Source organism: Acinetobacter sp. WY4, assembly GCF_018438165.1.
GTDB lineage: Bacteria > Pseudomonadota > Gammaproteobacteria > Pseudomonadales > Moraxellaceae > Acinetobacter.
Genome location: NZ_CP053947.1, coordinates 607,054 through 631,951 on the forward strand (window position 1 = coordinate 607,054; position 24,898 = coordinate 631,951).

Genomic DNA, 24,898 nt, shown 5'->3' on the forward strand with positions numbered 1-24,898 from the left:
TTACCCTATTCCTTTATTTTTCTAGCGTATTAGGTTCTCAATCTCATTTTAAATCCAGGTCAATAAGTCTGGACGCTGTGCTTTAATAAAATGATGTTCATTTAAACTGAGTAGTTGCGGTTCATTACCCACCAGACGTAGTGTCGTGATACTGGTATTGGTAATCGCCCAGTTCAGAGCAAAGGTTTTCTCCGGACTAAGGCCCAAAATTTTGCCTACAGCCACAGAAATCACCCCACCTGAGGTATAAACTACTGCATAGCGTGGTCGGCTTTTGGACAACTGGTCACACAGATTTTCTAAGCCGCTTTCCACACGTGCTTTGAAACTTGGCCAAGATTCATCATATTCATGGTGATAATCATCGCCAGTCCAGCGTGTAATTGCACCGCTAAAAATCTTGCTCAGATAATCCCGTGGATTTTCATGTTCTGATACATCCTGTTTCAGCAATTCAGGCTGATTAAAGCGTGGCTCATAACGAGCAAATACCTGCTGATGATTAAACTCATTCCAGGCACTATCGGTCAGAATCTCGCTTTCCGGAAAACATTCGTCCAGTGATAATTGCGCTGTCTGTTGATGGCGTTGCATGGAGCCAGCCACCACATAAGGCGCTTCTTTCAGGATTTCGTCAAAATAGCGACCCAAAAGTTTTGACTGTAACTCTCCGTTGGGCGAAAGTTGATCGTAACTTTCTGCGCCAAAAGAGGCCTGGCCATGCCGGATCAAGTAAATGGTTGTCATTTTGGCATTATCTCTTTAAATTTAAGCACATACTTTTGTGCAATCTCATTGGCTTCCAGTTTTTGCTTGCCAATCAGTTTTAAGGCACGAATATGCAAGGCATGAATCACCACCCAAAAATCCTTGAACGCTGGATTATTAGTCTGTTTATGGTAATAACGATAATAGATCTGCTGGGCAATCACCGCGAGGCGGAAAATTCCAAACACCTCATAAAACGCCCAGTTTTCCGGTTGCAGGCCGGTTTTTCCCAAGTAGTAATCCACCACTTCTTTACGGGTAAACATACCTTTTAGATTGGTCGGCTGGCGGCGTGTTGCCTTAAAGATGGCATTGTCAGTATCTTCCACCCAATAGGCTAAAGCAGAACCTAGGTCCATGAGCGGATCGCCGAGTGTCGCCATTTCCCAGTCCAGTACGCCAATCACTTCAGTTGGATTACCTGGATTTAAAATGACATTATCAAAACGCCAGTCATTATGAATGACACAGGTTTTAGAGTCTGATGGAATATTATCTTTAAGCCAATTACGCACATATTTAAACGATGGAACATTAAGCGTTTTGGCTTTTTCATAACGGGCATCCCAGCCTTCGACCTGACGGCGACAATAGCCTTCACCCTTACCGAGATTTTCAAGTTCAGTTCCTTGATAAGGCACCTGATGCAATTCGATCAGTTTATCAATCACATTGATACATAAAGTCCGGATATCGGATTCAGTAAGCTGCAGCTCAGCTGGCATTTTGGCGCGAGGAATAATTCCTTCAAGCCGTTTCATCACATAGAAATCACAACCAATCACTGATTCATCCTGACAAAGCGCGACCATTTCAGGCACGACGGGATAATGTTCAGCCAAGGCTTTCTGCACATGATATTCACGTGCCATATCATGGGCTGATTTGGCTTTGGTACCTTGTGGCGGACGACGTAAAATTAAATCGGCATTGGCATACTGTAAACGGTAGGTCCAGTTTGAAGCTCCGCCTGAATATTGGGTCACTTGCACAGGGCCTTCAACATTCACATTTTGCTGAATTAACCAATTGGTGATGGCTTGTACATCCAGTTCTTCACCTGCACGAACTGCTCCACCTACATCAATAACCGCCATAATTTTTCCTTAAAATTTTTTAATACGTTGCAATTTTCTAGTTAAAGCCAGCTTATTTTTTGCGACGAGTACTGTAGCCACGTTTTGCCAGTTCCAGTTTGGCAATCATGCCCTTATGCACTTCGTCCGGGCCATCAGCCAAACGCAAGGCACGTGCCTGAGCAAAAAATCCGGTTAATGGTGTATCCCGAGAAACACCAGCACCGCCGTGGATCTGGATGGCCATATCAACAACTTTTTCCAGCACACTTGGCGCAACGACTTTAATTGCAGAAATTTCAGTCAATGCTGCCATATTCCCTAAAGTATCCATTTTATAGGCGGCATACAAGGTCAAAAGACGCGCCTGATCAATCGCAACCCGTGCTTCCGCGACACGTTCCAAGTTACCGCCGAGTTTTAAAATCTCTTTGCCAAATGCTGTCCGGCTCATACCACGGTCAATCATCAACTCTAAGGATTTTTCCGCAGCACCAATACAGCGCATGCAATGATGAATACGGCCTGGTCCTAAACGACCTTGAGCAATTTCAAAACCCTGACCGGCGCCACCAATAAAATTCGCTACCGGAACGCGGACATTTTCAAAACTGACTTCGCCGTGGCCATGTGGTGCATCGTAGTCACCAAACACTGGCAGCATACGTTCAATTTTTACCCCTGCGGTATTTATCGGAACTAGAACCATCGAATGCTGATGATGACGGTCTTTTGTTTCATCTGGAGTATGTGCCATAAAAATAATGATTTTGGCGTTAGGATCGCCCAGACCTGATGACCACCATTTACGGCCATTCAAAACAATCTCATTACCTTCCACCATCGCCGTTGCCTGCATATTGGTGGCATCACTGGATGCAACTGCAGGTTCAGTCATACAAAAGACTGAACGGATTTTTCCTTCTAAAAGTGGCATCAGCCATTCTTGTTTTTGTTCTTCAGAACCATAACGCCACAATACTTCCATATTGCCGCTATCTGGCGCATTACAGTTAAATACGACTGGTGCAATCAGGCTACGACCTGAAAGTTCGGCAATATGTGCATATTCCTGAACCGATAAACCCTGGCCACGTTCAGGACAAGGGAGAAACATATTCCAGAGGCCAGCTGCCTTGGCTTTGGCTTTTAAGCTTTCCAGTTCTGCAGGCCATTGCCATTTGGTCCAGTCGCCGCCTTGGTTCAACTCATGAACTTGCTGCCAGAAATCAGCTTCAACTGGTTCAATTTCCTCAGCAATAAAGTTTTTGGTTCTATTTAAATAATCTTGTGCACGTGCTGAAAGCTCAAACATCTCTTTATCCCTCTAAATATTCTAATTCATACGCTTTACAACACCTTAACCCAAAACCTATTATGAATAAAATGATTTTACTCCATACATTATTATGCATAGCATTCATTCTAAAACAGTCATGGACCTGCGAAATTTTCATCGTATCGACATTAACCTTTATCCGCTTTTTATGGCAATTTATGAGCAGAACAGTATTTCTAAAGCTGCACAGATTTTATCAGTTAGCCAGTCTGCTGCCAGTCATGCTTTACAACGTTTAAGACAGCATTTACAAGATGATTTATTTGTACGTACTGGTAGCAAAATGCAGCCTACGCCGTTTGCGGAACAGATCTATCCTGAGCTGAAGAATGCACTTTTTTCGATTCAAAATATTTCAATACAGCATCAGCAGTTCAGACCAGAAATGATTCAGAGTTTGAAAATTGCCGTTCATGATGAAATTGAGCCAATGATCTTTCCCAGACTCGTTCAGCACTTTCAGCAACTCAATCTGGAAATTCAACTTAGCAGCATGAAGCTGGACCGTAAAAATATAGCAGCAGACCTCGCCTCTCAACAGATTGATTTTGTCATAGATCTGGAACAAAACATTGCTGAAAAAATCCAGTTTGAACGCCTGGTGCAAGATGAATTTGTAGTGTGTACACAATTAACAGAAATGAATGAGCAGATTTATCTTGCCTCGCCTCATATTGGCGTGTCATCACGCCGTACTGGTGTTTTGGTTGAAGATATTTATTTAAGTCGGAAACAATATTCACGACAGATTTTTTTACGCTGTCAGCATTACTCAACTGCTCTGCAAATTCTGGAGCAGCAAAAGACAGCCATGCTGACTATTCCTAAAAATGTATTGACGCATTTACAATTGGCTACCAGTCTAAATATTTTTGAAGTCCCTGTGAAACTGCCGAAAATTAATATGGGGATGTATTGGCATAAGGATTTGCAAGAGAATAAAAGACATCAATTTTTGAGAAGTGAAATTTATAAAATTTTTGCTTAGGCTATTTATAAAGGAATGCAAGTTTACTTAGGCTATTTTTATATAAGTTTAGATGGTTGCATCTTCATCTTTTCAGTAGAAAAATATACTTAGGCTATTTTAGCTGGTACAAAACTAAACACTGAGTGATTAGCTTTTAATCCGTAGATCTACTGGCTTTGCTCTAAAATGGCTCGACTTTTAGCTGTGATTTTACAGCTGGTTTTGCTGATTTGGATCTTGCCTTTGTTAAATCTCTCCATCACCTGGCAAATTGTGCTGGGTCTAGTACTGCTATGTTTTTCTTATTATCTGCTGCATAAGATTACAGTTTATTTAAAAGATGTTTTCCGCCCTTTTAAGAAAGGCAAAAAATACTGGTGCCGTGTAAAAGCCGTAAGTGATGGTGATACCCTCACCTGCTACCGTTTTAACATTCGTCGCTCTGAAACCAAATTACGCTTTGCCTTCGTTGATGCTCCTGAATCATCGCAAGCCTATGGTAAAGAATCGCAGCGTCTGGTCAAAAGCATGGTGAATAATAAAATGGTTCGGGTCAAGATTACCGATATTGACCGTTATGGCCGCTGTGTCGGTGTGGTCTACCGCTATCGCAAAAATATCAATGAAGAGATTGTCAAACGTGGTGCAGCGTGGGTCTATGAAGAATATATCAAAGATAAAAACCATTTACGCTATATGATGGAGCTGCAAAATAAAGCTAAGAAACAGAAAAAAGGCCTTTGGAAAGGCAGTCGCCCTGTACGTCCAAGTGTTTATCGTAAGCAGGTAAAATCGTAAATTTGATTTTGTCAAAGATGAATTGCAAATGATAAAAAGTGATCAGGACATTCTGATCACTTTTTTTCACTCATTTTAGTTTTACCGATTTAATAAGCCAAATGCACCAGAAAGCGGAATGCGCCGGCAATCAGGACCAGCGTTAAAAATCCTGCCAGCCATAGTCCTACAAACCATAATGCCTGTTTGCCTTTCATGACCACTCCTTAATGATAGCCATCATCGCCGACCCTGACCTTATGCCGGAACACCCAATAGGACATACCAGTATAAATCACAATAATAGGAATCAGGATCAAGGCACCAATCAAGGCAAATAGCTGGCTATTTTCATGCGCTGCAGCCTGCCAGATAGTCACGCTCGGCGGGATAATATATGGCCATAGACTGATCAAGAATCCAGTATAAGCGAGGAAAACCAGAACCAGCATATAGGTAAATGGACCTAATTCACTGCGTCTTTTGCAGGCACGTAAGGCCAGCCAGGTAAATAGCAGAACCAGAACTGGAACTGGCATAAAATAGGTGAATTGTGGCTGACTAAACCAGCGTTCGGCAATCTGTGGATGGGTCAACGGCGTATAAATACTGACAGCACCCAATATGATCAGCAAGGCCATAATCAGCTTAGGCATCAGTTTAAACATTCGATCCTGCAAGTCATCTCCGGTTTTATAAATCAGCCAGCCACAGCCTAATGCCGCATAGAGCACCACCACACTGATTCCGGTAAAGATACTGAATGGAGTGAGCCAGTCCAGACCACCCCCAACATAGACACCATTTCGGGTTTCAATCCCCTGAATATAGGCCCCTAAAATCATGCCTTGCAGGAAACTGGTAATCGCAGAACCACCGATAAAGGCTTTATCCCACCAATGCTTACTGCGGTTTGCCTTGAAGCGGAACTCAAAAGCTACGCCACGGAAAATCAGAGCAATCACCATCAGAATAATTGGCATATACAGCGCCGAGAGTACGGTCGAGTAAGCAAGTGGGAAGGCTGCAAATAGCCCGGCACCGCCTAATACCATCCAGGTTTCATTGCCATCCCAGACCGGAGCCACGGTATTCATCATGACATCACGTTCATCTTGATGTGGGAAAAAAGGAAACAAGATGCCGATGCCCAGATCGAAACCATCGAGAATGGTATAAATCAATACACCCAAACCAATAATCACAATCCAGATTAATGATAAATCAATCATTTTTTATCCTCCTGATCCGGTTGTTCAGGAACTTCTTCGATACGTTCTCGAATACTACTTAATGGCCGACGCGAGGCCTGAACCACATCACTATCTGATTCATGATCTGGTCGAGTATGAATAAACTCGGGACCTTTGTGCATCAGACGCAACATGTAGTAAATCCCGATACCAAATACCACACAGTAGACGACTACAAAAATAATCAGGGTTAGCCCCACCTGTTCAGCGGAAACTGGTGACAATGCATCCTTGGTCCGCATGATGCCGTAGACTACCCAAGGCTGACGGCCGACTTCTGTGGTAAACCATCCCGCCAGCATGGCAATAAAGCCGGAAGGTCCCATAATCAAGGCAAATCGATGCAATGCACGGGATTCATAAAAGCGACCACGGGTACGTGCCCACGCTCCCCATAACGCCAGTAACAGCATCAATACGCCGAGTCCGACCATAATCCGGAAGCTCCAGAACACCACCAGTGAATTCGGCCGGTCTTCAGGTGCAAAGTCTTTAAGTCCCGTAACCTTTCCATCCATCGAGTGGGTCAGAATCAGGCTCCCCAAGTTGGGAATTGCGACTGCATATTTGGTTTCTTCTGCCTCCATATCTGGAATACCAAAGAGATATAAGGGCATGCCTTCATCATGATTGGTTTCCCAATGCCCTTCCATTGCCGCCAGTTTTGCTGGCTGATGCTCAAGGGTATTAATACCGTGCATATCACCGACGATGACCTGCAAAGGTGCAAGTACCAGAAGCAGCCACATCGCCATGGAAAATGAAGTCTTGACCAGTGCATCACGACGGCCTTTGATGAGGTGCCATGCGGCTGTAGCAGCGACCAGTAAGGCGGAAACCAGAAAGGCAGCCATGGCCATATGGGCCAGACGATAAGGGAAAGATGGGTTAAACACGATAGCAAGCCAGTCTTGCGGAACAATCAGGCCATTTTCAATCGCAAAGCCTTGTGGGGTCTGCATCCAGCTATTGGACGATAGAATCCAGAACATGGAAATACAGGTGCCTATCGCAACCATCAAGGTCGAGAAAAAGTGCGCCTTTGGTCCCACTCGCCCCCAGCCAAATAACATGATGCCCAGAAAGCCCGCTTCCAGAAAGAAAGCGGTGAGTACTTCATAGGCCAATAAAGGCCCAGTCACACTGCCTGCAACCCGGGAAAACTCACTCCAGTTGGTTCCAAACTGGTAGCTCATCACCACACCGGATACGACGCCCATACCAAATGCGACGGCGAAAATTTTCACCCAGAATTTGAATAGATCCTGAAAAATCGGATTTTGGGTTTTGAGCCAGCGCCATTCCAGAATGGCCAGAAAGCTGGCCAAGCCAATAGAAATTGCCGGAAAAATGATATGAAAAGATACAGTAAAGGCGAACTGTATTCGTGCTAACTCTAATGCAGTTAAACCCAGAGTCATAAGCTTCACCTATGCATTGTTATTTGGCATCTTTGCCCTTCAATTTTTAAGTCATGAATTTTTCTAGTGACATGGCTAGCTTAGGCGTGGCTGTTATAAAAAGTATGTAGTCTTTTGTTGATTATTTTTTAATCAGGTTAAACTATGTAACTCTTGCTGATAAAGAAAATATTACTCTGAATAATTTTTAAAACTCTCCTCTTGAGCTTTAGATAAAACAGGCGTAAATTAGGCCTGAATTTAGTTACCCAGGTTAACTAACCATATGTTTTCCGAATCTCCCCGACTTCGTACGCTGTTATTACGCTGCGCACGACTGATGAGCGATGAGATCAATACGATCTTGTTGTCATCTCAATTAAATTATTCCTTATGGCAGGTATTATACGTCATCCAGTCAAAGCAACAATGCACGCTGGCAGATATTTCCAGTTATCTCAATGTATCCAAGCCCGGTATTACTAAGCGGATTCAGCAACTGGTTGAACTCGATCTGATTGCCCAACTCGAAACTGAAGACAAACGTCAAAAGCTGTTCAAGTTGAGTGAGCAAGGAATTGAGACCTTTGCGATGTGTTCCAAACAGATCGATGCATTTGAATATCAGTTGCTTGAGCACATTGAATCAGATGATCTTGAAGGCAGTAAAAATACCTTAATGCAACTCATTCAGCAGTTACATTCCTCATCTCAGGACAGACCTCAATGAGCCAAGAACAAGAAGCGCCTTTATGGACGCCCAATTTTATCCTGATCAGTCTGGTGAATTTCCAGCTGGTTCTGGTGTTCTACTTACTGGTGATTGTGATTGTCGGCTACTCAGTGGCTGAGCTAGGGGCTTCGACTGCTCAAGCCGGTCTGGTATCCGGTCTGTTTATTGTGGGTACGTTATTTGGACGATTATTGATCGGAAAATTACTGAATCGGCTGGGTTTGAAAAATACGCTTGTCATTGGCCTGACTGGCTTTCTGCTCTTTTCCGGACTGTATATGATTCCGGCCAAGCTGGAAGTTTTATTGGGTATCCGCCTGATACACGGTTTTATGATGGGTATGGCTTCTACTGTACTGGGTACAGTGATTGCACAGACCATTCCTGCCACACGGCGTGGTGAAGGAATTGGATATTTCAGCATGAGCAGCACCCTTGGCACAGCGATTGGTCCCTTTGTCGGAATCTGGCTGATGACAAATTTTAATTATCAGGTAATTTTCATCTTTACCAGTATCGTTGCGCTCAGCTGCCTGATTTGTGGCTTGTTCATCCAGCCACCACGCCTTAAGGCAGGTCATTCGTCAGCAGATTCTACTTCGCAAAGCACCAGTAAACTGGCCCAGTATATTGAACCGAATGCCCTACCGATTGCACTGATTGTACTGCTGGTGGCTACTTCTTATTCAGGTGTACTGTCCTTTATTCATTTTTATGCCAAAGACATTAATCTGGTCGAAGCAGCATCATTCTTTTTCTTAATGTATGCCTTTGCCATTTTGCTTTCGCGTCCTTTTACCGGCCCGCTCATGGATCGTAAAGGCGAAAATATCATTATCTATCCTGCCATTGTGATTATGGCACTGGGGATATTGCTACTCAGTCAGGCGCAAAACTCTGTGATGTTACTTGCCAGTGCTGCCTTGCTTGGTTTTGGTTTTGGTAATATCCAGTCGGTGTGTCAAACCATTGCGGTGAAAAGTACGACATTGCAGCGTATGGGACTCGCAACCTCAACCTTCTTTATTGCCCTGGATGCCGGTCTTGGTTTTGGCCCTTATTTCCTGGGTATGCTGCTGGATCAGATCGGTTATCGCCAGCTTTATCTGTTCTCGGCGCTGCTCACCCTGAGCTGCGTGGTCTGGTATTACCTTCTGCATGGCCGTAAAGCAGGAAAAGTACAGCCTTCTCATTAAAAGCTTTTAAAAGCGCCGGCTAAACCGGCGCCGGTATTCCAACGGCGTCAGACCGGTTTTTTTATGAAATAAACGGCGGAATGAACTTGGATCCTGATAGCCGACATTTTGCATGATCACATCCACAGCTTGATCGGTTTCTTCCAGTCGTTTACGGGCAGCTTCAATTCGGATCGCTTGTAGATATTGATTGGGCGGTATGTCTAAGGCTTGTTTAAAGCGTCGAATCAGGGTTCGGCCAGTCACATTAAACTGCTCTGCCAGCTGGTTCAAACTAAAATCTTCATGAAAATGCTGCTCTAGCCAGTTCTGGATTTTTTGTACCAGTTCATCATGGTGCGGCTGGCCAATATTCAGCAATGAATAAGACAACTGGCTATCACGGCGGTAATCAATTACGAAAGATTTAGCCGATTGCATGGCCACCTCAAAGCCATACAAGCGCTCAATCAGATGCAAACCCAGGTCAAACCAGGCCAGGCCTCCACCTGCACAATAGATATTCTGATCCCGGCTAATCATCAGATCGGCATTCAGTTTCACCTTAGGATAGCGTGAACGGAACATTTCCTGAAAACCCCAATGCGTTGTTGCAACTCGGTCATCTAAAATGCCTGTTTCTGCCAGAAAAAAATTCCCCGTACAGTTTCCTGCAATTAAAGTCGCCTCTGCATGTGCAGATTTTAAAAAATGAATCAGTTCTGGATTCTGTTGCAATACATCCTGAATTGGTGCAGCGATGGTCGGTACCACCAGAATATCTGCAGTTTGAATCTCTTGATAAGAAACATGTGCCTGCAACTGCAGCCCATTGATACACCGAATCGGGTGTCCATCCGGACTGGCGATACTCACCTTAAACAGGCGCTGTACATCCTGCTGCTGGATCCGGTTCCAGCTTACGCCGGCCATGGCAAATAAATCGACCACACCCGTAATGGCCGAAGCCAGAGCCCCATCAAAGCCTAAAATCACCACCTGTTGCATATTTTTCTATTTGTCACTTTTCACCCGATTCATGTCATTATTGACAATCCTCCTCAATAAAAGCAACTGCTAGTCTTGATGCTATCTCAAGGATTGCACATTCAGGATAGTACCGTGACCCAACTGATTAATGATAAAGATCTGCATTTCCAGCTTTATGACGTATTCAAACTTGAAGCGCTGACTAAACTGCAACGCTATCAGGATCATGACAAAAATACTTTCGACAGTATTCTGGAAACAGCAAAAGGTATCGCAACTGATTATTTTGCGCCGCATAATGCCAAAGCTGATCAACATGAACCGAACTTTGACGGCAAACAGGTCAAAACCATTGATGAAGTGAAGACAGCCTGGCAACAGTTTGCCGATGCCGGCCTGCTCTGCGCCCAGCATGATTATGCAGATGGCGGCATGCAACTGCCCACTTTGGTGAATATGGCCTGCAATGCGTATTTCATGTCGGCCAATCCGTCCACCGTGGCTTATTCTTTTCTAACAGCCGCTGCGGCGAATCTGATACAGGCTTTTGCCTCCCCAGAACAAAAGCAAATATTCCTACCGCATATGTTGAGTGGCCGCTTTGCCGGCACTATGGCCATGACCGAGCCGAATGTAGGTTCTTCTTTGGGCGATCTGACCACTAAAGCCATTCCTCAGGCAGATGGAATTTATAAAATTAAAGGCCAGAAAATGTTTATTTCGGGTGGCGATCAGGACATTACCGAAAATATTGTGCATCTGGTCTTGGCGCGGATTCAGGATGCGCCGCAAGGCGTGAAAGGAATTTCCCTGTTTATCGTACCAAAATTCAAAACCAACGAGGATGGTTCACTCGGTGAAGCTAATGATGTACAGCTGGCTGGCTTACTGCACAAAATGGGCTATCGAGGTACTACATCTACAGTTTTAAGCTTTGGAGAAAATGATAATTGCTTAGGCTATTTAATTGGTGAACCTGGTCATGGCTTAAAATATATGTTCAAGATGATGAATGAAGCACGTGTGGGTGTCGGTCTGGGCGCAGCCATGATTGGTTATCGTGGCTATCTGGAATCTCTGGATTATGCTAAAAACCGTCCGCAAGGCCGGCCAGTTCATGAAAAAACACCTGACTCGAAACCAGTAAATATCATTGAACATACCGATGTCAAACGCATGCTACTGGTGCAAAAGTCATATGTAGAAGGTTCGCTGGCACTTTGCTTATTTGCAGCCCGATTAATTGATGAACTTCAGGCAGCTCAAGATGAAGATAGTGCAATTCTGCTTGATCTCATCACCCCGGTGGTCAAATCTTTCCCTTCTGCCTATGGTCCGAAAGCCAATGATCTGGCTATTCAGGTCCTGGGCGGCGCGGGTTATACTCGTGAATATCCGGTGGAGCAATGTTACCGTGATAACCGGCTCAATCCGATTCATGAAGGAACTTACGGCATTCAATCTCTGGATCTGCTGGGACGTAAACTCTGGCAGCATAATGGCAAAGGGCTCAATCTGCTCATGCAGCGCATCCAGAAGACCTTGTCAGAGATTCATGAACCTAAGATAGTGGAACTCGCAAAGATCTATAAACAGCATCTTGCCACTGTGCAAAAGACTACACAGATTTTAGGCCAGGCCTTGCATCAAGGCAAAGTCAGCGAAGCTTTGGCCAATTCAGGCCTGTATCTGGATATGATGGGTAAGACCATCCTAGCCTGGCTATGGCTGGAAATGGCGAATCAGGCTCAACTCAAGTTTGGCACATCTTCGCAGGCAGAAGATCAGACTTTTCTGGCAGGGAAAATTCAGGCAGCTCAATATTTTATTCGCTGGGAACTCCCTGAAATTGAACATCAGGCCAAATTACTGATGCATCTGGATGATACTTGCCTGAATATGCAAGCCGACTGGTTCTAGGCAGAATTAATCAAAAAATGCGCCTTTATCGGCGCATTTTTATTTTGTAATTCATTAAGCTGTAGAGTTATTTACACCAAATTTTTTAAATAGCTTGGCACGCTTGGAAGGCAAGATATTAGCCTTACTTAAATCGCCCTGATAGTGCTGATATACCCGCTGATCCATGATTTTGTACCATAAAGGTGGAATCAAGGCTGGAATCAGCATGGTTGCATAACCGCTGGGTAATTCTGGCGCTTCATCAAAATGCCGCAACGCCTGAAATGGACGGCTTGGAAAAGCATGATGATCAGAATGGCGTTGTAACTGATACAAAAACAGATTAGTTACGATATTGTTGTTATTCCAGCTATGTTCCGGCAAGGTTCGCTCATAACTGCCATCCGCTTTCTGTCCACGTTTCAGTCCGTAGTGCTCGATATAATTCACAATCTCAAACAGGCTAACGCCATAAAATGCCTGTGTCAGTGTATAAGGAATAATTTTCTTGCCATACGCCTTTAGCATCAAGGCATGATAACCGGCACTCATGGCCCAACCATGAAACAGCTCATTTTCCTGACTAAAGAATTTCAGGCCTTTACGCTCGAGCCGTCTTTTTTCAATCTGGATTGCAGATTTTAATCCGCCTATTACGGTACGTGGCCAGAAGTGGTAAAAAGACTCACCCATTTTCGAAGATGCCGGATCTTCAGGCGTGGCCACCCGTTTATGGTGTCCATAAGGATGTTCAATCCGGAAATGGTTATAGCCCAAAGGCATCAGGCTGGCATGAGACCAGTAATGGTCTTTTTTCTGGGGACGATGGCTGAGTTCATGTGCGGTATTCACCCCCACACCATTAATCGCACCCATAGAAACTCCAAGCAGTACCTGATCCAGCAAAGACACATTTGGCCGGCTTACGACATAACCGGCAAAGGCATTGGCTGCCATTTGCAAGGGAATAAATGCTTTTACAATGCGGTCATAATAAGGATCGTTAACCAGTGCCTTGATCTGCTCATCATTTGGGTTATTGGCATCATCGCCAATCAGAGCATCCAGAGTCGGAATGATTATGTGCAGTAATAATAGTCCGCCCATGGCAAAGACTTTTTTAGTCGCTTTGGGACCAAAATGATAACCGGCCAGAATTCCCATTCCGATCACAGGCAGACCTGGGCTGAGCAACCAGCCAAAACGTTTTTTATCCAGCTTGACACCTTTTAGTGCCGACGCTTCCTGCGTAAACTGCGCTTTCTGGATTTGTGCAGGGGCATTCATTGCGACCTTCCTTTTTTATGTTACTCTGCACTTATAGTTGATTATTTCAGCAGTAGCGAACAGTATTCAACGTCCAGAAAAGCTATGTCAGCGTCTTTGGCACATGCTGCCAAATTCTGGCCTAAAATCACAAAGTTAAAAAATTTATAGTCAATTAAATGAAATAAAACAGAAGAATAGAGTTAGGCATGGATGCTTTAAGTAAAATTTTTGATGATATTCATCTGGAAAAATCGGAATATCTTTATCTGAATGTATTTCATCCGGGCGGCTTTGATTATCAGCATGAACCCTTTATGCTGGCCTATATCCTGTTACAAGGACAGGCGCAATTAAAGTTCATGAATGGTGATCGACTGGAGCTGCAGCAAGGTGATCTGGTGCTATTACCCGCAGGTTCCTCCCATCATGTTTCCTGCCCAGACAATGCCGATTTTTCTGAGCACCATGCGATTAATCCTTATTTTCAGAGCAATGTACAGCAATGTATTGATCTCAATCGGGAAAATTCGGCGGAGCATAGTTTCATACTGGCTATTCGTTCTAGCTTGGATATCCAGATGGCCAAACCTCTTTTGAGTGCATTACCTAAATACCTGCATATTCAACATATTCTGGGTGATACCGCACCGGAATGGTTACAGGTCGGCTTGCAATTTCTTGCACTGGAAACCCAGCAGCTTCGTCCCGGACGTGACAAAATTCTGGATCATCTGGTCAGTATTTTACTGATTGAATGCGTGCGAGATTATATTTTAAACCTGGAAAATGCCTCGAGCTGGCTGAATGCTCTTTCGCATCCGGAATTATCTAATGCACTGGCGGCGATTCATGGCAAACCTGAACAGTCCTGGACCGTAGAAAGTCTGGCCGAACAGTGTCATATGTCACGTTCCAAATTCGCCCAACTGTTTACCCAGATTGTCGGTGAGCCACCCCTTGCCTATCTGCAACAGCACCGCCTGCGTCTGGCAGCGCAATATTTACGAAATAGTGGATTTGGTATCCAGCAGATCGCTTATCTGGTCGGTTATTCATCCGAGACGGCGTTTAGCCAAAGTTTTAAAAAACAGTTTGAACAGACGCCGACCCAATACCGGCTGAATTGTCAGAAAAATCAATCTTTATTATCAGACTAAAATTACTGCACTAAAGCCAGTACCGCTTTGGCCGGGTCTTCACTATTACCAGAAAGCAGCTGCTTGTGCATGGTGATATGCTGCATAACCTGAATCTGTGCTGCTTCAATATCCATCAGTTTTTCAATTTCAGCTGCCAGATTTTCCGGGGTAGCATCAGACTGGATCAGTTCCTGAATTACTTTTTTGCCGGCAATAATATTCGGCAAGGAGAAATAAGGGATTTTGACCAGTAATTTGGCAATTCGATAGGTCAGCCAGTGCAATTTATAAAAAGTCACCATCGGACGGTGCAGCAACATCGCTTCAAGCGTTGCAGTTCCAGACGCCAGTGCAATAATATTGGATGCATTCATGACCTGACGGCCAATTTTGGATTCAGCGCTGGTATTTTCCATCAAGCGAATTTGGGTTTTTAAGCTCTCAGGATAAGTGGCCAGTAAACTTTCGATTTGCTGCTTGCGTGCATCATTAATCGCAGGAATCAGAAAGGTATAATCCGGATATTTGTGATGCAGAATATTAGCTGCATCCAGAACCAAAGGTCCCAAACGCTCAATCTCGCCACGGCGGCTTCCCGGTAATAATGCAATATATTTCTGATGTGGATCGAGGCCTAATTCTGTCTGAGCCTCCAGAATTGGATTTTCAAGCGGCAATTGGCTAGCGAGCGGATGTCCGACAAAAGCTGCAGGAACATCCCATTTTTTAAAGAACGCTTTTTCAAATGGAAACAGGCACAGCACCAGATCAATACTGGCTTTAATGCCATGTATACGGCCTTGACGCCATGCCCAGACCGAAGGACTGACGTATTGCACGGTTTTAATCGGTAACTGTTTTTGTTTAATGGTTTTTGACAAACGCAGGTTAAAATCAGGCGCATCAATCCCGATAAAAATATCGACCGGATCTTTAGTCCAGGTTTCTACCAGACCATCCCGCACAGCAAACAGTTTTTTAATATCTTTTAAAACTTCGACAATGCCCATCACCGATAAAATATCCATCGGATAATAGCTTTTAAAGCCTTCAGCGATCATTTGTGGCCCACCGATACCTTCAAATTCAGCATCAATGCCTTGCTCACTAAAACGGCGAATCAATTTTGCGCCAAGCGTATCTCCAGAAACTTCACCGACCACGATTCCAATTTTAAGTTTTCGATTTAGCAAGTGGGTTTCCTCTCAGATCCGCATGGAAATTTATTGAATCGGGATTCTAACATAATCCTATGGCTATTCCGGAAGAAGCTTAAGTATCTTCTAATTTTAAGAAACCCACCGTTTAGAATAACTTAGTCAATAAGGGAGCTTGCATAAAAAGAATTAAATCGACATTTACAGGTACATTCAATTAGACAGAAATGGGGCAAATCGGACAGTTAAAATCAATCATTATATTCGCACTTTATACATAACCCAGTGAATAAACATGAAAGATCACCTAATATTCTTCACCTAGCTTTATCTTTTTTATGCATAAGTAAATCAATAATAAAGACAACGACTTATATCCAAAAGTCATAAGATATGCTCGTTTTTTGATTTTGGCATATATGCATGTTTGGTCCGATTGAATTTATTTTAGCAGGCGTTCTGGTAGGTTTTTGTGTAGGTGTCACCGGTGTCGGTGGCGGTTCATTAATGACGCCAATTCTTATCAGTTTATTCCGGATTGAACCGCATATCGCGATTGGTACTGACCTGCTCTATGCCGCGATTTCTAAATTCTGTGGCTCGTTTGTGCATGCCAAGAAAATGAATATTGTCTGGCCGATTGTGATCTGGCTGGCCGTTGGCAGTATTCCCGCATCTTTTGCAACGCATTGGGTTCTTGATAACTATCTGAGCCAATCGACGCATTACAAAGCCGTCCTGACCATGGTCTTGGGCTTTATGCTGACTATTACCGGCTTATCCATTCTGTTTCGCACCCAGATCGAAAATCTTTTTAATAAATACAGAAAACAAGAACTACCGGATATGACGCAGGATCTGGAAAAAGTGAAGCTGCAAGCCAAAGAAAAGCGCGTTGCTATCATCATCATGGGCATTATCTTGGGCATATTTGTCACGCTATCTTCAGTGGGTGCCGGTGCATTTGGTATTATGGCGCTTGTAGTGATGTTCCCGAATCTGCCGATGATTCGTATTATTGGCTCTGACGTGGTGCACGCGGTATTACTGACACTGGTCGCAGGTCTAGGTCATATGTCTTCAGGCAACGTCGATTTCATGCTGCTCATGTGGTTATTGGTGGGGTCTATTCCGGCGATTATTGTCGGCACTTTACTCAGCTCACGTATGCCGGAAAAACTGATCCGCAAAATTTTAGGTATTACCCTATTTGCGCTGGGCGTGAATTTCATGATTAATCCTGTGAAATCAAAACCGGCTCAACCTGCTGAAACAGCAATGATCATTGTGAATCAAAATTCCCCGTCCGTTTAAGTTAACTATCCGATTCATCACTTTTTTTTCAAAGAAGTATTCATCTTTTTTATAACAAAGTGACGCATCATTCATGTTATATTCGGGCTATTAAACAACCTTTTGTATGATCGAACCAGTGACGGCAATGAATACACAACAGTCAAATCCTATTTCAGCATCAGATATTGATGACGTGAATATCCACAGCATGATTCCTCTTGTAACCCCTGCTGAGCTTAAAGCAGAGTTACCGTTGACTGAAACTGCTTATCAAACCGTACTGCATGGTCGTGAAACGATTCGTAAAATTCTGGATGGTGAAGACAAACGCCTGTTCGTTGTAATTGGCCCTTGTTCTATCCATGATCCGGCGGCGGCGCATGAATATGCTGAACGCTTAAAAGTACTGAGCGAAAAAGTTAAAGACAGCTTATACATCGTGATGCGGGTTTATTTTGAAAAACCACGTACTACCGTAGGCTGGAAAGGCCTGATCAATGACCCGGATATGAATGATTCATTCAATATTGAAAAAGGTCTGCGTATCGGTCGCAAGTTGTTACTTGAACTGAATGAAATGGGCTTGCCATGTGCAACTGAAGCACTTGATCCAAACTCGCCACAGTATTACCAAGACCTGATTTCATGGTCAGCGATTGGTGCACGTACCACAGAAAGCCAGACCCATCGTGAAATGTCTTCTGGTCTTTCTTCACCAGTCGGCTTTAAAAATGGTACTGACGGCGGTTTAACGGTCGCGACCAATGCGATGCAATCTGTGAAACATGGTCACAGCTTCCTCGGTCTGAATGATCAGGGTCAGGTGGCTGTGATTCGCACTTCAGGCAATCCTTATGCTCACGTGGTACTGCGTGGCGGTAATGGCAAACCGAACTACGATGCAGGCTCGGTTGCCGATGCAGAAGCTGCTCTAGCCAAGGCCAAAGTCAGCACCAAGATCATGATTGATGCCAGCCACGCCAACTCTAACAAAGACCCGTACCTGCAACCACTTGTACTTAAAAACATTTCAGAACAAATTCTTGATGGAAACAAGTCAATTGTTGGTATTATGGTAGAAAGTCATCTTAAGGGTGGTCGTCAGGACATTCCGGCGAACCTGAATGATATGGAATACGGTCAATCCGTTACGGATGGCTGTATCGACTGGGAAACGACTGAAAAAGTTTTACTCGACATGCATGAGGCATTGAAAGACATTTTACCTAATCGTTAAATGATCTGACAAACGCCATCGCCAAGATGGCGTTTGCATTTCTAGAACAAGGAAAATTTATCTGATGAATGATATTGAAACGGCATTAAGCCAGATTGAGAATTTTCAGTTTATACACGAACATCTGTTTAGCTCCGGTCAACCAACTACTGCCCAGCTACAGCTGATGAAAGAATACGGTGTATCTACAGTCATCAATGTAGCGCTAACCGATAGCGAACAGTATCTGCCGCATGAAGATAAAATTTGCCTTGAGCTGGGACTGAACTATATTCAAGTTCCGATTTCCTGGGAAACACCTTCAGACAATCAATGTCTGCTGATACTGGACCTAATCGATCATCTGGTAAAAGAGCAAATGGTCTGGGTACATTGTTCGCAAAACTACCATGTCAGTTGTCTGATGTACTTATATCGTCAGTACTATATGGATATGGATCTGCCTACAGCACAAGAACACTTGCATCAGATCTGGGAACCGAATGAAACCTGGACCGGTTTAATGCATGCGGTTGCCCTACAGCTACAAGGCCGTAAAGCAACTCAGGAACTGGAACTTTCCTTGATTAATCCAAATTATTTTGCCTAATTTTATTTGCTGTGGCTCAACAGCACGGTTGCCATGGACATAATTCCTTCCTGACGACCGGTAAAACCTAACTGTTCAGTGGTGGTGGCTTTGATACTGATTTGAGTCACATCAACATCCAAGACATCTGCAATACTTTGACGCATCGCCAGATTGTGCTTAGCCAGTTTTGGACGTTCACAAGCCACGGTAATATCAGCATTATTCAGGTGATAGCCACGATCCAGAATCAGCTGATAAACATGCTTGAGTAATACCCGGCTATCTGCACCTTTAAACTCAGGATCTGTATCTGGGAAATGCTGGCCAATATCTCCGAGCGCCAAAGCACCCAACAAAGCATCACAGAGTGCATGCAGCACTACATCACCATCCGAATGTGCTTTCAGACCGTGAGTATGCGGAATTTGAATGCCTGCCAGAGTGACAAAATCACCTTCTTCAAATGCATGCACATCCAGACCCTGGCCAATACGAATTTGTGCGATCACCTTATACATCCTTTAGAAATAGCCCATTGAAATCTTGTACACTTGCTTTCTATTTCGCTATAGTTAGACCAAGCGTAACACAGTGAAAGTATAAGCGATCATGCTACTGAAAACTGATATAAATATGTTGAAAATAATTGGCCTGATGCTCGGTCTGGGGACGATTTCTACGGGTAGCTCAGCCATCACAATGGATTGTAGCGATGACAGCAAAAAAACGGCTGCCATGAATAAAGTCTGCTCAGCGTCGCTGGCTGAATCTCGTGAAAAACTCACAGACCAATACTTTACTGCTTTTCTGATTACTGATGCACCTGTGCGTTTATTACAAGATAGCCAACAACTATGGGCGACCCGCTTACAGCAATGCAAAACGCTAGACTGTTTTAAACAGCAGTTTGAATGGCGTTTAGATGATTTAAATGTCTATATTTCACTGAATCAAAGTCTGACCCAGCATTATATTAAGTTTGAACAGGGACAAATCGCCAAGCAGCCCGTGCATCTCAAGATTCATCAACTGACCAAAGACCGGATCAAGATTGAAGGCCTGGCATATCGTAATCCAAATAACCGGACCGAGAAGCAGACCGTTCCTTTTTTAGCCTATACCACGCCTGAGACAAAAAACCAGATCACCGATAATGAAAATGACTGCCGCTATGAGTTTAACTATAGTAAAGCCATTTTAGCGGTCAGTAGCCAGCAGAAAGGCTGTGAACGCTTTACCGGTATTTATCGACTATATGATTGATTTAATTTAAAAATATTAAAATTTATTGTTATATAAAATGATATCTTTGATGTAAAAAATAGCCCGCAAGCGGGCTATCAATTTAAGCTGGATAGTATTGCGCAATTTCCTGACTAATCATCGCAGCCGTTGCAGCTGATAAAGTCCAGCCCAGATGACCATGTCCGGTATTGTAAAAGACCCGCTCATGTTTGCCACGGCGTACCACAGGCATCATATTTGGCATCATGGGGCGTAAGCCTGCCCACGGAACAACATGCTCAGTACACAGGTCAAAATTACGATTGGTCCAGTCAATTAAAGGTTGAATTCGGTCAGCACGAATATCCCGGTTATAGCCATTAAACTCGGCTGTTCCTGCAACACGCAAACGATCCTTACCTAGACGTGACAAGACAATTTTGGCGCTTTCATCTAGCAGACTGACCCAAGGTGCGTTGTTCTGGCTCTGCTCATCATTGAGTTGCACGGTGATGGAATAACCTTTGACTGGATAAACATTGACCCGTTCACCAAGAATCTCAGCCAGTTGATAACTGCCAACCCCTGCACAGACCACTATGGCATCTGCATTAATTTCTAGAATATCATCTGGAGAGGAATGGACATTTTCAGTACTGGGTTTGCATTTAATCCGAATATTCTGAGCCTGATGATCAACAGCGAAAACATCTTGACCAAATTCGAATTTCACACCTTTTTGCATACAGGCTTTGGCCAGACCAGTACTAAATTTATGAATATCCCCGGTGGCATCGCTCTGACAGTAAAATCCTGCATAATAATCGCCCGTTAATGCAGGTTCGATCTGATTGATTTCCGTATCGGAAATGGCATTCCGCTCCAGACCACCGCTACACAACAGATCATTCACTTTGATCGCAACATCATAATCCGTCTTGTTATGATAAAAATGTAAAATGCCGCGTTTTTCCAGATCAAAATCAATATTTTCTGTTGCGGCAATTTCAAACAAACGTGCTCTTGCCAGTAAAGCCAACCGTACAGTTTCTCGGGTATTAGCTTCATAATGTTTGATATTTCCCAGAAATTCCATGAGCCAGCTGTATTTATGCACGCTGAAAGAAGGATTGAGCAAAAGTGGTGCGGTTTTTTGTGACATCCATTTGATGCCTTTGAGTACCGTGGCTTTCTGGTTCCATACTTCGGCATTACAGGCAGAAAGCTGGCCGCCATTGGCAAAGGATGTTTCCATTGCCGGATAAAGATGCCGATCAACCACAGTCACTTGATAGCCTGATTGTGCCAGCTCATAAGCTGTGGTTACTCCGGTAATACCGGCCCCAATCACCACGACATGACGCATAGACACCTCCTTGATTATATTGATGTCTTTTCCCATCTGTCATGTGTACCTGAGAGCTTCGGTAGATACATTGCACATTAATGCGGCCACCTTCCCCTTCGGTGAGTGATTCAACACTTCTCTCCAGAGTTTTTATCCATTATCACAGTCCTTTTGCCTGAGAGTTTCCTGGGAACTTGCTCCTTCGGCGAATGCAGAAGCATTTCTCTCCTGCAATAATGTTTTATTATCATGAGCAATTTATATACCATTTTTAGGAAAAACACAGTTTTTATTTATGTTAATTCACGTGAATTTATCTGTGATTCTTTTTAATTAAGAGCATACATGGGTGATGGAGGATATTGCCTAGATATCAAATTTTTAGATTTTGCTGTCCTAAGTAAAATGAGCAAGTTCTATCCTTTATAAAATTCCAGAACTTATTTAATTTTGGCGTTTAAATAGAACTCAACATTTGCTTAGGCTATTTTAATAATTCAAAGTATATGTCATCCAAAGCAAAATTTAGACTTTTATCATTTATTCTAGAATTTTAGATAATCCAAGAAAGCATCAGTACTAAGCTTCCTGCTGCGACCACTGTTTGTACACTGATAATACTAGCCATTAACTCACTATCGCCACCATACACCCGGGTTAAGACATACGAAGCTGAGGCGGTAGGAAGTGCAAAGAACAAGACCAATACCTGAGTAGTTAATGCATCAATCTGGAAAATTTTACACACTAAAAATGCAATCAGCGGCATTCCGAACAGGCGACCAAAGGTTATCAGGCTGAGTGGCAATACATCACGCTGAAAACCCTGAAACTGTAAGGCTGCTCCCACACACATCAAACCGAGCGGCAAACTGCACAGTGCAATCTGTTTAAGGAAATGCTCTGCTCCAGTCCAGAGTGACAAACCAGAAAGATTAAATAAACCACCCACAATACAGCCTAGAATTAATGGATTTTTAGACAAATCCAGGATGATTTTTTTCAGCTGCATATCGTGACTACGGGTAAATGCCAGCACCGATAAGATATTCACCAAAGGAATACACAGCACCATGATCACCGCGAAGATGGTCATACCTTGCTGATGAAATAAGGCACTAACAGCAGCAAGGCCAATATAGGTATTAAAGCGCAGCAAGCCCTGAACATAGACGCCGAAACGCGCATAAGATATCTGGTAAATATGACGCAAAATATACAGTGCAATACTGACCACAGCCATTATACTAAATACGACCAGCACTACATCCTGAATGACATCCATTTGAATCTTGGCAGTGGCCAGATTTAAAAACAGCATCACCGGAAACAGTGCATAATAATTTAACTTTTCTGCGCCTCGCCAAAAATCATCACTCAACCATTGCCTGCGCTTAAGTAAATAGCCAAAGCTGATCAGTCCGATGAGAGGAAATAAAGAAGTTAAAATAATATGCAGCATATGACATCCTGGTCTGTTTTCTGCCTAATCTTAAGTCACTTAGACTGAACAGAAAACTTAGCATGTTCAGGAGCTTTCCCACTACTCAATTTAAGCAGTAAAAAGCTTGAATTTTCATCAACTAATCATATTGATTTGCTGATTTTTTCTAAAATCAGCAAATGTAACGGAATCAACGGTTCTCCGACATTTTGACCCAGTGGATATGCTTCAATCTTTTCAGTCAGCTGATAGCCATGGCGCTGATAATATGCCAACAGTTCAGTACGAACATTTAACACTGACATCTGAATCACGTTCTTCTTAAATATTTCGAAAATATGGGATTCGGCAAAGTCCAATAATTGCTTGCCATAACCCGAGTTTTACTCAGCAGGTGCAACAGCAAAGCTTCCAATCTCTGCTACTTGCTGCCCTAAGCTCACGCCAATACAACCAAGAAGCTTATTATCAATTTCCAACACAAACAGCTGAAAATTTTCTAAATTGAGCAAGTCATATAACTGTTTTTCTTGAATACGATCACCTTGGATCATTCCTGCCTCAGTCGTCCATCCACCCGGAGTACGATAAGCTGTATTAATCAGTATGGTAAGTTGCTGAATATCAGCCTTGCTTGCCAATCGTATATTTTTATAGTGATTCATTTTATAAATAAAAAAGTCAGACCGAAGTCTGACTTTAAAACAATTTCACTTTAAAGTTAAAGCAAATTATTTAGGTTCAATCGGTGCAAATGGCGCAACAACATCGGCATTTTGCGCACGGTGACGCATGAAATGATCCATGAGCACAATCGCCAGCATCGCTTCAGCAATCGGGGTTGCACGCACGCCCACGCAAGGATCATGACGGCCTTTGGTCAGTACATCAGTATCTTCACGCTCAATATTGATGGTTTTACCCGGCGTGGTAATAGATGCAGTCGGTTTCAACGCAATCGCAACACGAATGTCCTGACCGCTAGAAATACCACCTAGAATACCGCCAGCATGATTGGCCAGGAAGCCTTCTGTGGTGAGTTCATCACGGCTTTCATGACCAAACTGTTCAGCGACGCCAAAGCCATCACCGATTTCTACACCTTTAACGGCATTAATCGACATCATGGCATGGGCAATATCTGCATCTAAACGGTCAAATACAGGCTCGCCCCAACCCACAGGTACTTTAGATGCAATGATCTCGAGTTTAGCGCCACAACTGGTGCCTTGCTCACGCAAAGACGTGACCAGCGCTTCAAAACGTGGTACTGCATCCACGTCACCACAGAAAAACGGATTGTTTGGAACTTCATTCCAGTCCAGTTTTTCTGCTTTTTCTGTACCGATTTGGGTTACATGACCACGAATCTCAATGCCAAATTTCTCAAAAAGGAATTTCTTGGCAATGGCACCCGCTGCAACACGCATTGCCGTTTCACGCGCACTTGAACGGCCGCCACCACGATAATCACGGAAACCATACTTTTGGGTATAGGTATAGTCAGCATGACCCGGGCGGAAAGTTTGTGCGATATTGCCGTAGTCTTTCGATTTTTGATCCGTATTACGAATTAACAAACCAATTGAAGTACCGGTGGTTTTACCCTCAAACACACCGGAAATAATTTCTACTTCATCAGGCTCTTTACGCTGGGTTGCAAATTTCGATGTACCCGGCTTACGGCGGTCCAGATCTTTTTGCAAATCAGCTTCAGTCAGCTCAATGCCGGGTGGAACCCCATCGATGATCGCCATCAGGCCAACACCATGAGATTCACCACAAGTCGTTACACGGAACAGTTGCCCTATACTATTACCTGCCATGTCA

The 24,898-nt window shown here is 43.6% G+C and carries 23 protein-coding genes, 1 pseudogene and 1 riboswitch; of the genes and pseudogenes, 10 read left to right on the forward strand and 14 right to left on the reverse strand.

What is annotated here, in order from left to right; genetic code table 11:
- Positions 1 to 48 precede the first annotated feature (48 nt).
- Genes G4D73_RS02790 through G4D73_RS02800 form a run of 3 tightly spaced genes read right to left on the reverse strand, consistent with a single transcriptional unit; the run spans position 49 to position 3,159 of the window.
- On the reverse strand, positions 49 to 747 hold the full coding sequence (locus G4D73_RS02790; protein ID WP_213687335.1) for a histidine phosphatase family protein: 699 nt from the start codon (positions 745 to 747) through the stop codon (positions 49 to 51).
- A complete protein-coding gene (locus G4D73_RS02795) occupies positions 744 to 1,865 on the reverse strand; it encodes a phosphotransferase family protein (RefSeq protein ID WP_213687336.1) in 1,122 nt (373 codons plus the stop codon). Before G4D73_RS02795 ends, G4D73_RS02790 begins: the two co-directional genes overlap by 4 nt.
- Before the next feature lie 52 nt (positions 1,866 to 1,917).
- Complete coding sequence (locus G4D73_RS02800) at positions 1,918 to 3,159, reverse strand: acyl-CoA dehydrogenase family protein (RefSeq protein ID WP_213687337.1); 1,242 nt, start codon at positions 3,157 to 3,159, stop codon at positions 1,918 to 1,920.
- A gap of 94 nt (positions 3,160 to 3,253) precedes the next feature.
- Between G4D73_RS02800 and G4D73_RS02805 the strand changes: the two genes are divergently transcribed.
- Together G4D73_RS02805 and G4D73_RS02810 are read left to right on the forward strand one after the other, a co-directional pair.
- Positions 3,254 to 4,171, forward strand: coding sequence for a LysR family transcriptional regulator (locus G4D73_RS02805; RefSeq protein ID WP_213687338.1), 918 nt, complete (start codon positions 3,254 to 3,256; stop codon positions 4,169 to 4,171).
- 168 nt (positions 4,172 to 4,339) lie between these two features.
- Positions 4,340 to 4,951 carry a thermonuclease family protein gene (locus G4D73_RS02810; RefSeq protein WP_005246145.1) on the forward strand — a complete coding sequence of 204 codons (612 nt, stop codon included), beginning with the start codon at positions 4,340 to 4,342 and terminating at the stop codon, positions 4,949 to 4,951.
- An 89-nt stretch (positions 4,952 to 5,040) separates the two neighbouring features.
- On the opposite strand, the gene G4D73_RS02815 is transcribed toward G4D73_RS02810, so the two are convergent.
- Genes G4D73_RS02815 through G4D73_RS02825 form a run of 3 tightly spaced genes read right to left on the reverse strand, consistent with a single transcriptional unit; the run spans position 5,041 to position 7,604 of the window.
- Entirely contained in the window at positions 5,041 to 5,148 is a 108-nt protein-coding gene (locus tag G4D73_RS02815; RefSeq protein ID WP_005251975.1) for a hypothetical protein, read from the reverse strand.
- 9 nt (positions 5,149 to 5,157) lie between these two features.
- Positions 5,158 to 6,162, reverse strand: a complete 1,005-nt coding sequence (gene cydB / locus G4D73_RS02820) for a cytochrome d ubiquinol oxidase subunit II (RefSeq protein ID WP_004280450.1) — start codon at positions 6,160 to 6,162, stop codon at positions 5,158 to 5,160.
- A complete protein-coding gene (locus G4D73_RS02825) occupies positions 6,159 to 7,604 on the reverse strand; it encodes a cytochrome ubiquinol oxidase subunit I (RefSeq protein ID WP_004731186.1) in 1,446 nt (481 codons plus the stop codon). The genes cydB and G4D73_RS02825 overlap by 4 nt, the downstream gene beginning before the upstream one ends.
- 265 nt (positions 7,605 to 7,869) lie before the next feature.
- Here G4D73_RS02825 and G4D73_RS02830 point away from each other — a divergent pair, with 265 nt between their 5' ends.
- Together G4D73_RS02830 and G4D73_RS02835 are read left to right on the forward strand one after the other, a co-directional pair.
- Positions 7,870 to 8,313 carry a MarR family winged helix-turn-helix transcriptional regulator gene (locus tag G4D73_RS02830; RefSeq protein ID WP_213687339.1) on the forward strand — a complete coding sequence of 148 codons (444 nt, stop codon included), beginning with the start codon at positions 7,870 to 7,872 and terminating at the stop codon, positions 8,311 to 8,313.
- On the forward strand, positions 8,310 to 9,512 hold the full coding sequence (locus G4D73_RS02835) for an MFS transporter (RefSeq protein ID WP_213687340.1): 1,203 nt from the start codon (positions 8,310 to 8,312) through the stop codon (positions 9,510 to 9,512). The genes G4D73_RS02830 and G4D73_RS02835 overlap by 4 nt, the downstream gene beginning before the upstream one ends.
- Before the next feature lie 6 nt (positions 9,513 to 9,518).
- Here G4D73_RS02835 and G4D73_RS02840 read toward each other — a convergent pair whose 3' ends face one another.
- The gene (locus G4D73_RS02840) at positions 9,519 to 10,499 is read right to left on the reverse strand and encodes a GlxA family transcriptional regulator (protein ID WP_213687341.1); all 981 of its coding nucleotides are present in this window, start codon (positions 10,497 to 10,499) and stop codon (positions 9,519 to 9,521) included.
- A gap of 78 nt (positions 10,500 to 10,577) precedes the next feature.
- Between G4D73_RS02840 and G4D73_RS02845 the strand changes: the two genes are divergently transcribed.
- Positions 10,578 to 12,401, forward strand: a complete 1,824-nt coding sequence (locus tag G4D73_RS02845; protein WP_213687716.1) for an acyl-CoA dehydrogenase — start codon at positions 10,578 to 10,580, stop codon at positions 12,399 to 12,401.
- Positions 12,402 to 12,455: 54 nt separating this feature from the next.
- Here G4D73_RS02845 and G4D73_RS02850 read toward each other — a convergent pair whose 3' ends face one another.
- Entirely contained in the window at positions 12,456 to 13,670 is a 1,215-nt protein-coding gene (locus G4D73_RS02850; RefSeq protein ID WP_213687342.1) for an alkane 1-monooxygenase, read from the reverse strand.
- A gap of 188 nt (positions 13,671 to 13,858) precedes the next feature.
- On the opposite strand from G4D73_RS02850, the gene G4D73_RS02855 reads away from it, so the two are divergent.
- Complete coding sequence (locus G4D73_RS02855; protein WP_213687343.1) at positions 13,859 to 14,809, forward strand: AraC family transcriptional regulator; 951 nt, start codon at positions 13,859 to 13,861, stop codon at positions 14,807 to 14,809.
- Between the two features lie 2 nt (positions 14,810 to 14,811).
- Here G4D73_RS02855 and lpxB read toward each other — a convergent pair whose 3' ends face one another.
- Entirely contained in the window at positions 14,812 to 15,984 is a 1,173-nt protein-coding gene (gene lpxB / locus G4D73_RS02860; protein WP_005100117.1) for a lipid-A-disaccharide synthase, read from the reverse strand.
- A gap of 387 nt (positions 15,985 to 16,371) precedes the next feature.
- Here lpxB and G4D73_RS02865 point away from each other — a divergent pair, with 387 nt between their 5' ends.
- The 3 genes from G4D73_RS02865 (at position 16,372) to G4D73_RS02875 (ending at position 19,070) form a co-directional block, all read left to right on the forward strand.
- The gene (locus G4D73_RS02865; RefSeq protein WP_184413637.1) at positions 16,372 to 17,262 is read left to right on the forward strand and encodes a sulfite exporter TauE/SafE family protein; all 891 of its coding nucleotides are present in this window, start codon (positions 16,372 to 16,374) and stop codon (positions 17,260 to 17,262) included.
- A gap of 127 nt (positions 17,263 to 17,389) precedes the next feature.
- Entirely contained in the window at positions 17,390 to 18,481 is a 1,092-nt protein-coding gene (locus G4D73_RS02870) for a 3-deoxy-7-phosphoheptulonate synthase (protein ID WP_174766804.1), read from the forward strand.
- A gap of 64 nt (positions 18,482 to 18,545) precedes the next feature.
- A complete protein-coding gene (locus G4D73_RS02875; RefSeq protein ID WP_213687344.1) occupies positions 18,546 to 19,070 on the forward strand; it encodes a hypothetical protein in 525 nt (174 codons plus the stop codon).
- A gap of 2 nt (positions 19,071 to 19,072) precedes the next feature.
- Here G4D73_RS02875 and ispF read toward each other — a convergent pair whose 3' ends face one another.
- Positions 19,073 to 19,561 (reverse strand): 2-C-methyl-D-erythritol 2,4-cyclodiphosphate synthase, encoded by a 489-nt coding sequence (gene ispF, locus G4D73_RS02880; protein ID WP_004280465.1) that lies wholly within the window; start codon positions 19,559 to 19,561, stop codon positions 19,073 to 19,075.
- A 100-nt stretch (positions 19,562 to 19,661) separates the two neighbouring features.
- Between ispF and G4D73_RS02885 the strand changes: the two genes are divergently transcribed.
- A complete protein-coding gene (locus G4D73_RS02885) occupies positions 19,662 to 20,315 on the forward strand; it encodes a hypothetical protein (protein WP_005266266.1) in 654 nt (217 codons plus the stop codon).
- An 82-nt stretch (positions 20,316 to 20,397) separates the two neighbouring features.
- Here G4D73_RS02885 and G4D73_RS02890 read toward each other — a convergent pair whose 3' ends face one another.
- From G4D73_RS02890 to aroC, 4 genes and pseudogenes are all read right to left on the reverse strand, one after another.
- Entirely contained in the window at positions 20,398 to 21,642 is a 1,245-nt protein-coding gene (locus tag G4D73_RS02890) for a D-amino acid dehydrogenase (RefSeq protein ID WP_213687345.1), read from the reverse strand.
- 135 nt (positions 21,643 to 21,777) lie between these two features.
- Positions 21,778 to 21,865: riboswitch (glycine riboswitch) on the reverse strand.
- 312 nt (positions 21,866 to 22,177) lie between these two features.
- A complete protein-coding gene (locus G4D73_RS02895; RefSeq protein WP_213687346.1) occupies positions 22,178 to 23,086 on the reverse strand; it encodes an AEC family transporter in 909 nt (302 codons plus the stop codon).
- A gap of 125 nt (positions 23,087 to 23,211) precedes the next feature.
- Positions 23,212 to 23,733: pseudogene (locus G4D73_RS15640) on the reverse strand (GNAT family N-acetyltransferase).
- A 66-nt stretch (positions 23,734 to 23,799) separates the two neighbouring features.
- Complete coding sequence (aroC, locus tag G4D73_RS02905) at positions 23,800 to 24,894, reverse strand: chorismate synthase (RefSeq protein WP_004280471.1); 1,095 nt, start codon at positions 24,892 to 24,894, stop codon at positions 23,800 to 23,802.
- Positions 24,895 to 24,898: the final 4 nt, after the last annotated feature.